Raw genomic sequence first — 14,097 nt, 5'->3', positions numbered from 1 at the left:
AAAAGTAGAGATATTTAAACTTTCGAAGCTTTAATGATGAGGGAGGAAGAGAAAGATGAGCAAAAGATTCAGAGTATTATCCTGCTTATCAGTCATCGCGCTAGTCGGAGTTATACTCAGCGGTTGCGGAGGGTCCGACAACAACAGCAGCAGTAACAATGGTACTAGTAACAGCAGCGCGAATTCAAACACCACTTCTAACTCTTCGAACAGCAGCACAACGAACACCGCTACCACAGACGACTCTACTACTACGAACGACACGGCTACCCCTGATCCAAACGCACCAGTAGAAGGCGGAACATTAACAGTCGGTACCTTCTCCGATATCGTCTCCGTCAACCCGATCTACATCAACGATACTTCATCCGGTGATATTGAGAACCTCATTAATGCTAGACTCTATGATGTTGACCGCAATGCGAATCTGGCTGTAGAGCCATGGTCGATTGCAGCAGAGCTTCCACAGATCAGCGCAGACGGCAAAACTTATACCGTGAAGCTGAAGAATACGGTGAAATGGAATGACGGCCAACCGCTTAATGCAGATGACGTTCTGTTTACATACAACACCGTTCGTAATCCGGACGCAGGTGCACCAGGCATCAGCGCGTTCGACAAAATCGATTCCATTACGAAAATCGACGACTACACGGTTGAATTTAAGCTGAAGCAAGTGTACGCGCCGTTCCAATACTCGCTATACAGCTCTCTCGTTCCAGCGCATGTCCTGAAAGACGTGCCTGTGAAGGAACTGAGCAAGAACGCATATGGCGTTGATCCTACGAAGACCGTTACAAGCGGCCCTTGGAAATTCTCCGAATGGAAGCAAGGCCAGTACATTACGCTGGAGACGAACCCGAACTACTGGGGTGACGTGAAGCCTCACTTGGGCAAAATCATCTACAAAATCTATGCGGACCAAAACACAGAGGTTCAAGCGCTGATCAAAGGCGATATCCAAATGTCCGAAGCGATTCCGGTCACTTCGATGGACGCGGTTAAAGCGAATGATAAGCTGAGCACGATCCTCGCGCCAGGACCGCAATACGAATACGTACAGTTCAACTTCAAGGACGAGAACTTCCCGGATAAAGTGTCGCCGTTCAAAGGCCAGAAGACGCGTCAAGCGATCGCTTACGCACTGAACCGCCAAGGCATGGTAGACAACGTGCTGAAGGGTACGGGCAAGCTGATGAACTCTCCATTCCTGCCAGGCTCATGGGCAGATCCAGGCGACCAAGCGGTCAACTATGCATTCGATCCAGAGAAAGCGAAGAGCTTGCTCGCGGAAGACGGATGGGTAGCCGGCAAAGACGGCATCCTCGCGAAGGACGGCCACCGCTTCTCGTTCGAACTGCAATACAACGCAGGCAACAGCCGCCGCGAACAGGTAGCTGCGATCATTCAACAGAACCTGAAGGATGTTGGCATTGAAGTAACGCCGAAGGGCATCGACTTCGCGACATGGATTGACCAGAACATTACGCCAGGTAAATTCCCGGCCATTCTGCTCTCCTGGTCCTTGTCTAACCCGGATCCGGATGCAGAGAGCATCTTCTCCTCCAAGTACTTCCCGCCTGCAGGTCAAAACGGCGGCTGGTATAAGAACGAATCGATCGACGCGCTCTGGACGAAAGGTCAATTAACGACCGATCAATCTGCGCGCGCAGATGTATATCACCAAATCGGCAAAGAAATTTCCACTGACCTTCCTTATGTATTCTTGTATCAATACGGTCTGCCGCAAGTCGTCGACCAATCGACGCTGCACTGGGCGGATGCGGATAAGCCGGAATCGTCCCTTGGTTATGGCTATCTGTTCCACGCGATCAACTGGTGGTCTGACAAGAAGTAATCATTCTCAATTCCATAGTGCAATATCTGATCAGGAGAAGAGCCGACCGGCTCTTCTCCTGTATTCAGGAATAAGGGGGGTCTAATTCCGATGACAGAATATTTAGTTCGCCGATTATTTCAGTCCGTACTCGTTCTATTCCTGATCTCGATCCTTACTTTTGCAATGATCCACGCGGCTCCCGGTGGACCGACGCAAGTCTTTCTCGCTCCTGGATTGTCTCCGGAAGCAGCGAAGGTGCAAGCGCATAACCTCGGACTCGATCGTCCTGTCCTCGTTCAATATTCGATCTGGCTCGGTCATCTGGTAACAGGCGACCTTGGCTACACGTTCAAGAACCATATCCCGGTCGGTGACATTCTGTGGCCGACAGTGAAGAACACGATGGTGCTGATGGGCGCCGCGTGGCTGTTCTCTCTACTTATTGCGATTCCATGGGGGATTTACAACAGTACGTCTCAGTACGGTTTCTCGGATCAGACGTCATCCTTCGTTTCCTATATCGGGTTCGCGATGCCGACGTTCTGGTTCGGTATCATATTGCAGGAATACTTCTCTCTCAAGCATGACTGGTTACCCTTATCCGACATGTATACGATGGGCAAGGAGGGGAATATGGGGGACCTGTTCATGCATCTCATCTTACCTGTTTCGGTGCTGACACTCGGCTTCCTCGCTTCCTATACGAAGTATGCGAAGGCGAGCATGCTCGAGGTGCTGGGGCAGGACTACATTCGTACCGCTCGGGCAAAAGGCTTGCGTGAAGGCCGGGTAATCTTCCGCCATGCGCTGCGCAACGCACTGATTCCGATCATTACGATTCTCGGACTCGACCTGCCGATTCTTGTCGGCGGCGCCGCGCTCACCGAGCGGGTGTTCAACTGGCCGGGAATGGGACGGCTGTTCGTCGATATGGCGGTCGCCCGTGAGTACTCCGTATTGATGTCGATTACGCTTGTCGTTTCGGTAATCGTTGTTGTCGGCAACTTGGTGGCGGACATTCTGTACGCGATCGTTGATCCTCGGGTACAGCTTGGCAGCAAAGGAGGCGCAGCACGATGAGCGAGCTGAAACTGGAACAAAGGGCCGTGACAGTCTCTTCGGCTGAAGTGAAGCCGCCTGCAGATAAGCGTCCGCCGGGTCCTTGGCGCACGGCATGGAAGAAGTTCGTGCAGAACCCGTTCGCCGTCGCAGGGCTTATTATTCTAGCGATCTTCATCATTGCAGCTGTATGCGCGAAGTGGATCTCGCCGTATGACCCGACGCGCATTGATATGATGTTCCCGAATCTTCATGCCGGCACGGACGGACATCCGCTCGGCACCGATGAGCTCGGCCGCGACATTTTGTCCCGCTTGCTGTACAGCAGCCGGATCTCGCTCACGGTCGGCTTCCTTGTCGCCTTCGTCTCCGTCTTCATCGGGACGATCGTCGGCGCATTCGCAGGCTATTTCGGCGGCTGGGTAGACACCATTGCGATGCGTTTCGTCGATGTGATGAACTCGATTCCGTCGCTGTTCTTGAACATTCTCATTCTAGCGATCTTCGGCTCCAAAATATCTTATATGATTCTTGTTCTCGCCTTCACGAGCTGGATGGGCGTCGCGCGGCTCGTCCGCGGAACGTATCTGCAGCTGCGCGAGATGCAGTATGTGGAAGCGGCGAAGGCGACCGGCGTCTCTCACTTCGGCATCATCTTCCGCCATCTGCTGCGCAATGCGACAGCTCCGATTATCGTAACGGCGACGTTGATGGTCGGCGGCGCGATCCTGAGCGAATCTGCATTGTCCTACCTGGGACTTGGCGTTCAGACGCCGGATACGAGCTGGGGACTAATGCTGAGCAACGCGCAGGAGTTCATGCTGACCGATCCGCTGCAGGCGCTTTACCCAGGTGTATGTATCCTTACTGTCGTGCTCGCGGTGAACTTTATTGGTGACGGTATTCGCGACGGTCTCGATCCAAGGATGACGACAATTCCTAGAAGGAGGCTCGCACAATGGCGGAAAAAGTTCTCCAAATCCGAAATTTAACGGCAGGCTTCGTGACGGAAAAAGGGTTCGTGCGTGCAACGGACCATGTCTCCCTGGAGCTCGACCGCGGACAGACGCTGTGCGTCGTCGGCGAGTCCGGCAGCGGCAAGAGCGTTACCGCCATGTCGGTGATGCGGCTTATCGACTACGCGGGCGGCTTCATTGAAACCGGAGAGGTGCTGTTCAGCGGCAGCGACCTCGTGAAGAAGAAGCAGCAGGAGATGCTGAAGATTCGCGGCAACCGCATTACGATGATTTTCCAAGACCCGATGTCGGCGCTCAATCCCGTCTTCACGGTCGGAGATCAGATTGCCGAAGCGCTTCGCATTCATAAGAAGCTGAGCAAGAAGGAAGCTTGGCAGACGAGCGTCGAGATGCTTCGCCGTGTCGGCATCCCCGCCCCTGAGATGCGTGCGAAGCAGTATCCGCACGAGATGTCAGGCGGGATGTGCCAGCGGGTCGTTATCGCGATGGCGCTCGCTTGTAACCCGGAGCTGCTGATCGCCGATGAGCCGACGACAGCGCTAGACGTGACGGTGCAGGCGCAAATTCTCGATTTGCTGCGGCAGCTGAAGCAGGAGTTCGGCATGTCGATGCTGCTTATCACGCATGATATGGGCGTTGCGGCGGAAGTCGCCGACCGCATTGCCGTTATGTATGCCGGCGCAGTCGTGGAAGAAGGGACCGTGAAGGAGATCTTCGAACAGCCGCGACATCCGTATACGATCGGGCTGCTGAAGTCGATTCCGGGCCTCGAAGGCGAGCGCGGCGGCGAGTTGTATACGATCAAGGGAGCCATCCCGCCGATCAGTCAGCTGCCGAGAGGCTGCCGCTTCCATCCGCGCTGCCCGCATGCGATGGATGTGTGCAGACAGCAGGAGCCGGCGCTTATCGCGTCGCCGTCAGGCCATAAAGCAGCATGCTGGCTCGACGAGTCGGAGCTGAAAGGCACCGGCGCTTCGGCTGCGTCTGCAAGCAGCCAGACGCCGAAAGTGACGATCAGCAGCAAGACGGAGGTGGCGTTATGAGCAGCAGCAGCTATTTAGTGGAAGTAAACAATGTGAAGAAGTATTTTCCGATCAAGACGGGGCTGCTTAACCGAGTCATCGGTCAGGTGAAGGCTGTCGATGATGTCTCGTTCGGCATTCGAGCAGGGGAGACGTTCGGGCTTGTCGGCGAATCCGGCTGCGGGAAGTCGACGCTCGCTCGGGTGCTGCTGAACCTGAAGAGCGCTACGGGCGGCGAGATCAAGTATGCCGGCAGAAACATCCATACCGCGGGAAACCGGGAGCTTCGCAAGCTGCGCGAGGAGATGCAAATTATTTTCCAAGATCCGTTCGGTTCGCTTAATCCGCGGTTTCTTGTGAAGGATTTGATCAGTGAACCGCTGCGCGTACATCGTCGAATGAGCGAACAGGAGATGGATAATCGTGTTGTCGAATTGATGGAGATGGTCGGACTTGATGCCAGTCGTCGCAACCGATATCCGCATGAATTCTCGGGCGGCCAGCGTCAGCGTATCGGTATTGCCCGGGCAATAGCGCTTAATCCGAAATTCATCGTAGCGGACGAAGCCGTGTCAGCGCTGGACGTTTCGGTGCAGTCCCAGGTGCTTAACCTGATGATGAAGCTGCAGAAGGAGCTCGGCTTAACGTATTTGTTCATCGCGCATGGTCTGAACGTCGTTCGACATATTTCGGATCGAGTAGGCGTCATGTATTTGGGGAAAATGGTCGAAGTGGGCAAGACCGAAGAGTTGTTCGCGAAGCCGCTTCATCCATACACTTCAGTGCTGCTGTCAGCGATTCCGAAGCCGACGACAGAACATCGGGACGAGCGAATTATCCTGCAGGGCGATGTGCCGTCACCGGCGAACCCGCCGTCCGGCTGCCGGTTCCATCCGCGCTGCCCGTTCGCGCAGGATCGCTGCAAGACGGAAGAGCCGCAGCTGCAGACCGTGTCCGATGAGAGGCAGGTTGCTTGTCATTTCCCGCTGCAATAATAGTTAGAATAGGATCCCTCTTAACAAATGTTGAGAGGGATTTTTCGTGCAATCTAGCAACCTTCTCCGTTTGTTCGGGAAGGTTTTTGCTCGTGCCGTCGATTCCGCGCGAATGCTGATATTACGCAACGAATGGTGAATGGAGTTAGCCTATTCTCCCTAATTTACTTTTGGTAATTTATCCCTATTTAAGTTACGTTCCATTTTCATCCATAATGAGGGTGATTTCATATAGCAAATTTAGGAGGAATGTATCGATATGACTCCATCGGGTGCGGCTGCTGTCAGCAAAGCGAATACAAGCGGGTACAAAGTCGAATCTCCTTTCCTCAACTTGTCGGAAATGTCCTCCTACGAGCAGAATGAGGCACAGGAAGCGTACGAATTCGAGCAAATGTATGAGCAGAATCAATACCAAATTGAACCGGAGGCGGAAAGCTTCGAAAGCCCGTTCGTCTTTCGGGAGTTTGCAGGCGAGAGTGTTCAAAGCGAGCAGGCGTCGCCTTCTGCACCGGGGCATGTCATGCAATTTCTTAGCGAGCTTCACGATCATCAGTTTAACGAGGCGTTGTACGAGCTATATGCGGAAGCGGAACAATTCCATGATGAGCAAGGCTTTCAGCCGACAGGGCATTTTGAGCAGCTTGCCTTCGAGGCGGAACAAATGCTCGATCGGATTAATCAGGGCATCGGCTCCCGCAATTTTGCCTCCATGCAGGAAGGCGAAATGGAAGCCGTCATACAACAATTTGAACCGGAGACAGCTCATTTGTCGCCGCAGTTTGAGAACTTTCTTGGTAAGGTGTTCAACAAAGTAAAGAGCATTGCCAAAGGGGCGGTCGATCTCGCGAAAAAGGGTATCAGCATGCTCCCGATCGGTTCTATTCTCAGCAAATTAAAAGCTTTAGTCCGGCCGTTATTAAGTAAAGTTCTTCGCTTTGCGATTAGCAAGCTCCCGGCTTCGCTGCAAGGGCCGGCTCGGATGCTGCAAGCAAAATTTCTTAATGAAGCTGAAGCTGAAGCATTCATTGGCGAATTGGAGATGGAAGCCGAAGCAGAAAATGAGTCGGAAGCAGAGCAGGAGATGGAGACCGTTCCGGATATCGGCCGTCTGCAGCACGAGTTCGACAGCTCAATTGCACTGCATGCATTCGGAGCAGGGGAGTTTGAACATGAATTCGAGCAAGAATGGGGCGAGCAGGAGAACGAATTTGAGCAAGAAGATCCGCTGCAACGGCTTCATGATGCGCGGGAGACTTTGGTTCGGCAGATTGGGGAGCTTAGAGACGGCGAGAATCCAGGGCCGGTTCTGGAGCAATTTATCCCGGCAGTGCTGCCGCTCCTGAAACTGGGAATATCGATAATTGGCCGTCCGAAGGTCGTGAAATTTCTGGCAGGCTGCCTGGCCACGTTAATTGAGCCTGTTGTTAAACAGCCGTTGGCGCGTATGCTCGCTCTCCCAATGGTTGATATCGGACTGAAGTTTGCCTCGCTTGAAACATCCGCGCAGAGTGAAGCACAGGCAGGAGCAAATGCCGTCGCGGCAGCCGTTGAAGATACAGTACGGGAAGTGGCGATGCTGCCAGAGACCGTATTGGAGAATGAAGAGCTTCTTCAAGGTTATATCCAATCTGCGTTCGAGGCGGCGTCCTCGGCGAACTTCCCCCCTGCCATGCTGCGTCCTGAGTTGCGTGAGACGAGCGGGCTGAACGGCACTTGGATGATGATGCCTTCCCAGAGCAGCAAGAAGTTCTATAAGAAGTATTCAAAAGTGATTGAAATTACGCTTACTCCCCAAATGATGAAGGCCATCCATACCTTCGGCAATCGGCCTTTATCTGACTTCCTGCGCGACCACCAAGGCATCGTTCCGAATAAATCAGTCAAGGCTCGCTTACATCTCTATGAAGCCATTATGGGCACGACTTTGTCTCGAATAGCTAGAATGGAGAAACACGTTCCCGGACTGGGCGTTGCCGGTAAGCAGGCTTGGTCGCAGCTTCATCCTTTGACACCGGAGTCGGCAGGAATTCTGTTTCGAGAACCGGGGCTAGGTCGTAAAGCTTCTCGTCGCTTCCGCACCTTCCGCCGGAAAATCGCCGCAGGCAAAAGGTTCTATTACTTGGAAATCGCCGGCGCCCGCGTGCAAGTGGTCCCCAAAGTAATGCCGCGAGCGGTATCCAAGCCCGGCGTTGTTTCGCCGACTCCGACTTCGACTTTGACTCCGGCTCCGCGAACGCGGAGATCGAATCAAGCAAACGTAACGATTGATTTCCCGCGAAAACAAGTTAGAGTCTTTCTATTCGTCAGTGAGGCAGATTCCCAGCAGATCTCTGCGAAGATAAGGCAAGGAATGCCGGCGACTTCCGCCGTTATGGTCCTAAAGTCGTTCTTGAAGGGAACGATTAAATCCGCTTTTTCCGGCGAGTGGAGACAGCATGTCAAGATTGTTCAGGAATACGAAGCACAGGAACAATTTGTTGGTGGTCTTGCCAAGAAAGCAGGCACGTTCTTGCTCCAGAAGCTTGGGGAAAATCTGTGGATCTGGCTGGAGAAATATTTGCAAGAATACTTCAAGACGAAGTCCGCTGAATTTGCTGCCGCTGCGGCCAAAGACGCCGATGGCGTGACGATTATGATTACCATCATGAATCCGCCTGGGTTGGGGCTCGTTCAGTCTGCATTGAAAGGAAATATGAAGAGCATGTTGGGAGGGCTTCCAAGTGGTATTCCCAACTACAGCATCAAGGTTATACCCGGATACCGTTTCCATTAGGGCTTCGGATGCTCTGCGTGAGCAGGTGCTGAGGCAATGTACGCATTGGAGGGAAGCCGCATCACGAATCGGCGATTTAGACAATTTTGCTGCGGCAGAAGCTTGGCAGCGGCTTGAACGATATCTTGGTGTCTCCTTGAGGAGAAGTCTGCTGACCGCTGTTGAAGCTTTAATGAAGGACGCGGAGCGGCTAGACTCAAGAGCGAGGCGTGCACGTACGGAGGAAGAGTTTGAGCTCGTTCGTCAAGATGTCGTTACTTTTCGCAACCGATACATGCAAACGGAAATGGTGCTGGACTTCTACGGACAAGCCGTTAATACAAGGACGAATCCGAAGGTAGCTGCAATCTTACGAGCTTGTGACACGATGGCGCGCAAGAGCATGGAGGCGATTCTGGAGCCGCTAGGAAAGCCGGTTCCACTCGTCCTCACTTATATCCACAGTGGACTTGGCGCTTCTATTTTGAAAGCGGGGCTGCGGTTATGGGATGGTACGACTTATAGCGCTGTAGCCGCGATCAAGATTGTCTGGCACAATCTGCTAAGACCCACCTCGCTCATACACGAGGCAGGGCATCAGATTGCTGGTTTGACAGGCTGGAATGAAGAACTGGCGCTGGCTTTTCGGCAGCGGCTCTCCCTCCGGTCGCCGGAAGTGGCGGATATGTGGGCAAGCTGGTCCTCCGAAATCGCCGCAGATGCGATCGCATTCGCGCATACCGGCTATGCAGCTGTTGCAGGCATTCATGACGTACTGGCAGGCAACGCGAATTTCGTTTATCAGAATCGGCTCGGCGATCCGCATCCGATCAGCTTCTTGCGCGTGCTCATGAATGTGGAGATGTGCCGGCTTTACTTCGGAAGAGGCCCATGGGACGATCTGGCGCTCGCTTGGCAGCGAAGCTATCCCATTCATCAGGTGAGTGCGCTCGAACGGCCCTTGCTGGAGAAATCGATGAAGATACTGCCAGACATCGCAGAAATTTGCTTGACCATGCCGATGAAGGCATTCGGCGGTAGACCGTTGCAAGCGCTTGTCAATCCCGGCCGAGTCAGCCCGCAGGCACTCGATGCGCTCGTGAAACAAGCAGGCAGCGCATTGTTTACGTCCACGCACTGGGTCGGTACGGAGTGCTTGAGGCTGCTGGCGCTCTCCGGTATGCGGCTAAGCCATGATTCCGCGGGGATGAGAGAAGTATTGAGGGAGCAAGACGATTGGATGATCCGGCTCGGCATGATGGCCGAACCAATCTGATAAGCCATTGGGAGGGAAGCGCGTGGCGACAAAAGGCAAAAATCCAGATGACAATTATGATCAGTACGGAGCTCCGAAGTCCAGAGAAAAGGATCAGGAAACGGAAGTTGTAGACGTGCAGACTGAGATCGTCCACAAAGAAGTCGTGAAGCATGCTCATGTGCAGCATGAAGTCGTGGAGCATGAGCATGTGAAAAAAACGATCATGCAGAACGTGGAGATGCGGTTCAATCCAGAGTTGGAAGAGCAATTCATCATCCGAATCGCGGACAGCATGATTAGGGCGAAAGAGCGGGAGGCAGAGCTAGTCGAACGGAACAAGCTTGCTAAACTTGCCGCTCAAAGGGATTCTTTGGGCGAAGCGATCACCCATGCAGATTGTAGAATTCAAGAATTAAGAAACAGGATTGAAGAAGCTAATCGAACCATAGATGATGCTGAGAGTGAGCTTGGTGATCAAGACCTGATCAAACGGAGGGCGGAGGAAAAGAAGAAGCTGGTAGAAGAAACGATAACAATCTTGAAAGACCAAGCCGAATTAACCAAAATTAAGCCAGCGCACATACCTGCATCGACGCCAGCTCCAACCCAGCAGGAGCAAGCTGTTGTAGCAGATTTGAAATTGCTCGCTTCCGGAATCACCTCCATTATCTCCGGTAACAAAGACAATAACCAATTGTTACTCGAACAGAATAGAGGTCTTCTGGAAATTTACCGCGAAATGATGCTCAATCTCCAAGGCCCGAAAGGAATGAGGTGATTCCATGTTCCATACATTGGCTGACCAACTCATATCGAAGTTTCGCAGTGCGAATACGGGAGAATCAGATCACATCATTGCAGGCAAAGTGTTTCAATATCACCCGCTTGTACTGACCTCTTTCCTAGAGGATGCTTGGAATTCAGGCAGGAATCGCCCGAACGGGTTTCGAAATAGTCCGATCGAGGGCATTCCTGCGCCATTTATGCTACCTCGCAGCCAGAACCCGATCTATAGCGATCTATGCTTGCAGGATGGGGTTACTTTCACCAAGGATGGTTATACAGCTCCCTCATATTGCAACTTGCAAAAGTTCATGGATTGGAATCATTTGATCTATGCGTATATGATCGAGAATACAGGGATCTTGGAGATTTTTAGAAACGTTATCTTTGAGTTTACGCATGGAGAAACGCTCGGCACATTTTCGGAGCTGGAATCAGCTGCGCATCAATGGATAAGAGCGTCGGAAGAGCTATTCTTCCGTGATACATCGCCTTTCTATATTACTTCCTTAACAAGCGAGGTTAGACCGCAGCTTCGTTCCGTGCGTAGAAATGCTTATTATCGTATGTTCGGCATGGATTTGAATCACGGAACAGATGCGAAGACTCCGTATCCTTATCACAAAGCGGAAGCTTCTAATAATGAATTCGTTCCTGCATTCGTGGAGCTGCTAAGAGAAGTGTGGATCGGTCTTATGAATACGAATAATAAAAGCGGACCAAACCCGACGGACGAGGGGAAAATCTTCTATCTGGTTCAGAAGCTGCAGGATATGCTGACCTTGAGACGCCAAGGGGGGAACCTGACTCGGGAGGAATTCTCGGCGGTTGCAGCTATGTCATGGTTCCATCTCACGATTCATTACAATTCTCCGATTGTCTCTGCGCTCAAAGCGACAGCTACGAGCCCAGGAGAACGGCTGCGCAAGCTGCGCGAACGGGCAAGGTTTCCAATGCCTGCTTCCAAGGCGGACAACATGCTCGAAATGGCTGAACCGCTCTCAAGAATCCTGATCGCGATCGAATCCGGCTTCTTCGATCAAGGGAATGTGAAATTGATGTATATAGCGGATGGAATCGATAATTACTTCTCGAACGATATGAAGATCATTATCAATCATTGGTCGCTTGCAACAGGTGCGGATTTGAAGGCAACAAAGGTAAAATTGACTTAAACGAGCTAGATTCAAGGGAAAAAGAAAAGAGGCATTCTCCCTCAAGCTAAGGGAGGATGCCTCTTGCCTATATTACAGCTTCACCCAAGCGGTCAGCCCATCCGGCTGATCCGGGTTGAAGCCCTGCCGCTCCGCGCTGCACAAGGCGACGATCTGCGGGATGAAGATGAACGGAATGCCCTGCGCAGGCAGTGCGAGCGGCGACTCCGTTGAAACGGCAAGATCAACATCCGGCTGCCCAATCGGCATCGACGCATTGCCGAACGCGATGACTTTGGCGCCGCGGGAGCGGATGTCCTGCATAAGCTTACGCTGATGCTCCGCGCCGCTGTGTGTCAGATGCGAGATGACGAGCGTATCAGGACCGATCGTCACCATCGGGCCGTGACGGACGTCCAGCAGATGATACGCATGCGCCTGCACTTTGGCGATTTCCGTCAGCGCGATCGCGCCTTCGGCGGCGAGTCCGTTCAGCTCCCCGTCGGCGAGAATGACCGCGTTCGTCCAGTTGTAGTCGCTGACCGCGCGAATAGCGGATTCGACGCGGCTCATGAACGCCTCGCCTTGTGCAATCGCGAGGCCGATATCTTCGATGACCGCTTCGTCATCGCCTAGAAATGCGGCGAGCAAGAGACCTGCGGTAAACAGGTTCGTCACCGTTCGAGTCTGGCAGACGCTATGATCGAATGCCCATGGCAGCGTCAATGTGAAGTCGGCGATTTCGGACAGCGCAGAGTCCGCGACGCAGGAGAGCGCTAGCACGGGGACGGAAGCCTCGTCACCGCGAGCTTTGAGCAGCCGAACGGCTTCGACAATTTCACTTGTCGAGCCCGAGCGGGATGGTGCAATGAGCAGCGTATCGCGAAGCAGCGGCTCGTAGGCGTCGGCATTCAGCAGCAGATCGCCGCCGGCGAGTGCGGATGCGGGGAACTCGGTGCGCAGGCGGAAGGAGAATGCCGCCGATAAGCTTAGCGTGTAGCTGGAGCCGCAGCCAATGAACGTTACCGAGCGCTTCCCCTGCGCGCGGATGAATGCGGTAATGGCATCGCGATGCTCTAGCATATAGTCGTACGTCAGCTGCAATGCGGCGTACTGCTTCTTGATTTCCTCATAGGTCAAGCTCATTATTGAACGCCTCCTCCGAATGGTCACTCACTTACTCCATCACTTTATCCATCACTTCAGCTTCCAGTTTCTTGTATCTCTATCATAGATCGTTCCCGTGATGCGATCAATCATAATTTGATCTAATCGATCAAATTATGATTGTAAACATCATGCACTCAAGCTATGATGAAGCTATCAGGTTCAGCATGGGGAGGAGAAGCAAAGTATGCCGCTCATTTCATCTACGAACATGCTTCAAAGCGCAAGGGAAGGCCGTTACGCCGTCGCCGCATTCAATGTTCACACGTTAGAAATGCTTCAAGCCGTAACAGAGGCTGCCGAGGAGACGCAGTCGCCGCTTATCATCCAATCGACAGTTGGAACCGTGAAGCACCTGGGGCCGGACTACATCGCCGCTGCCGCGACAGTCGCGGCGAACCGGACCGGCTTGCCGATTGCCTTGCATCTTGATCACTGCACGGACTTCGATCTCATCGTCAAATGTATTCGCGCAGGCTATACCTCTGTTATGATTGATGCTTCGATGCATCCTTTTGAGGAAAATATCGCTCGCACGAAGAAGGTCATGGAAGTGGCGGCCGCAGCCGGCGTTAACGTCGAAGCCGAGCTTGGCAAAGTCGGCGGCGTCGAAGACGACATTGTCGTCGAGGATCAGGACGCGTTGCTTGCCGACCCGGACGAGTGTTTTGCGTTCATGGCCCGTACGGGCGTCCATACGCTGGCGCCTGCAATTGGCACGGCGCATGGCATCTACAAGGGAACGCCGAACATCGATTTCAAGCGAATCGCCGCGATTGCGGAGCTTGTAGCCGTACCGCTGGTGCTTCATGGCGGCTCAGGCATTCCGGCCGAGCAGGTGAAGCTCGCCGTCTCGCTCGGCATGGCGAAGATGAACATCGCGACAGAGCTTCGTATCGCGTTCTCGGATGCAATCAAGCAGGTGTTTGCGGAGCAGCCAAGCGAGAACGATCCCCGAACCTACATGGTACCGGCAAAGAAAGCAGTCAAGCAGCTCGCCATCGAGAAAATGCAGCTTTGCGGCTGTATCGGCAAGGCGGCTGCCAGCATACAACAACGTTAAACTGGGCAGGTGGAGGCAAGACTT

11 protein-coding genes are annotated in these 14,097 nt (G+C 53.2%); 10 read left to right on the top strand and 1 reads right to left on the bottom strand.

All coding sequences use genetic code 11. The features are described from left to right. Positions 1–55 precede the first annotated feature (55 nt). The 9 genes from A8990_RS09750 (at position 56) to A8990_RS09710 (ending at position 11,864) form a co-directional block, all read left to right on the top strand. On the top strand, positions 56–1,858 hold the full coding sequence (locus A8990_RS09750; protein ID WP_116188840.1) for an ABC transporter substrate-binding protein: 1,803 nt from the start codon (positions 56–58) through the stop codon (positions 1,856–1,858). A 90-nt stretch (positions 1,859–1,948) separates the two neighbouring features. Further along, the gene (locus A8990_RS09745) at positions 1,949–2,920 is read left to right on the top strand and encodes an ABC transporter permease (RefSeq protein ID WP_116188839.1); all 972 of its coding nucleotides are present in this window, start codon (positions 1,949–1,951) and stop codon (positions 2,918–2,920) included. Further along, positions 2,917–3,891, top strand: coding sequence for an ABC transporter permease (locus A8990_RS09740; protein ID WP_116188838.1), 975 nt, complete (start codon positions 2,917–2,919; stop codon positions 3,889–3,891). The genes A8990_RS09745 and A8990_RS09740 overlap by 4 nt, the downstream gene beginning before the upstream one ends. Beyond that, on the top strand, positions 3,858–4,919 hold the full coding sequence (locus A8990_RS09735; protein ID WP_116188837.1) for an ABC transporter ATP-binding protein: 1,062 nt from the start codon (positions 3,858–3,860) through the stop codon (positions 4,917–4,919). Before A8990_RS09740 ends, A8990_RS09735 begins: the two co-directional genes overlap by 34 nt. Beyond that, positions 4,916–5,893 (top strand): ABC transporter ATP-binding protein, encoded by a 978-nt coding sequence (locus A8990_RS09730; RefSeq protein ID WP_116188836.1) that lies wholly within the window; start codon positions 4,916–4,918, stop codon positions 5,891–5,893. The genes A8990_RS09735 and A8990_RS09730 overlap by 4 nt, the downstream gene beginning before the upstream one ends. Before the next feature lie 259 nt (positions 5,894–6,152). Next, entirely contained in the window at positions 6,153–8,669 is a 2,517-nt protein-coding gene (locus A8990_RS09725) for a hypothetical protein (RefSeq protein WP_116188835.1), read from the top strand. Continuing rightward, a complete protein-coding gene (locus A8990_RS09720) occupies positions 8,617–9,924 on the top strand; it encodes a hypothetical protein (protein ID WP_220376798.1) in 1,308 nt (435 codons plus the stop codon). Before A8990_RS09725 ends, A8990_RS09720 begins: the two co-directional genes overlap by 53 nt. A 22-nt stretch (positions 9,925–9,946) precedes the next feature. Next, complete coding sequence (locus A8990_RS09715; protein ID WP_116188834.1) at positions 9,947–10,684, top strand: hypothetical protein; 738 nt, start codon at positions 9,947–9,949, stop codon at positions 10,682–10,684. A 4-nt stretch (positions 10,685–10,688) separates the two neighbouring features. Continuing rightward, on the top strand, positions 10,689–11,864 hold the full coding sequence (locus A8990_RS09710; RefSeq protein WP_116188833.1) for a hypothetical protein: 1,176 nt from the start codon (positions 10,689–10,691) through the stop codon (positions 11,862–11,864). 72 nt (positions 11,865–11,936) lie between these two features. On the opposite strand, the gene A8990_RS09705 is transcribed toward A8990_RS09710, so the two are convergent. Then, entirely contained in the window at positions 11,937–12,989 is a 1,053-nt protein-coding gene (locus A8990_RS09705) for an SIS domain-containing protein (protein WP_116188832.1), read from the bottom strand. A gap of 208 nt (positions 12,990–13,197) precedes the next feature. Between A8990_RS09705 and fba the strand changes: the two genes are divergently transcribed. After that, positions 13,198–14,073, top strand: a complete 876-nt coding sequence (fba, locus tag A8990_RS09700; RefSeq protein ID WP_116188831.1) for a class II fructose-1,6-bisphosphate aldolase — start codon at positions 13,198–13,200, stop codon at positions 14,071–14,073. Positions 14,074–14,097 lie beyond the last annotated feature (24 nt).

Origin of the sequence: Paenibacillus taihuensis, assembly GCF_003386535.1 — a bacterium.
GTDB lineage: Bacteria > Bacillota > Bacilli > Paenibacillales > Paenibacillaceae > Paenibacillus_Z > Paenibacillus_Z taihuensis.
Note: the sequence above shows the minus strand (reverse complement) of the source record. Positions and strands in the feature narration are given on the sequence as shown.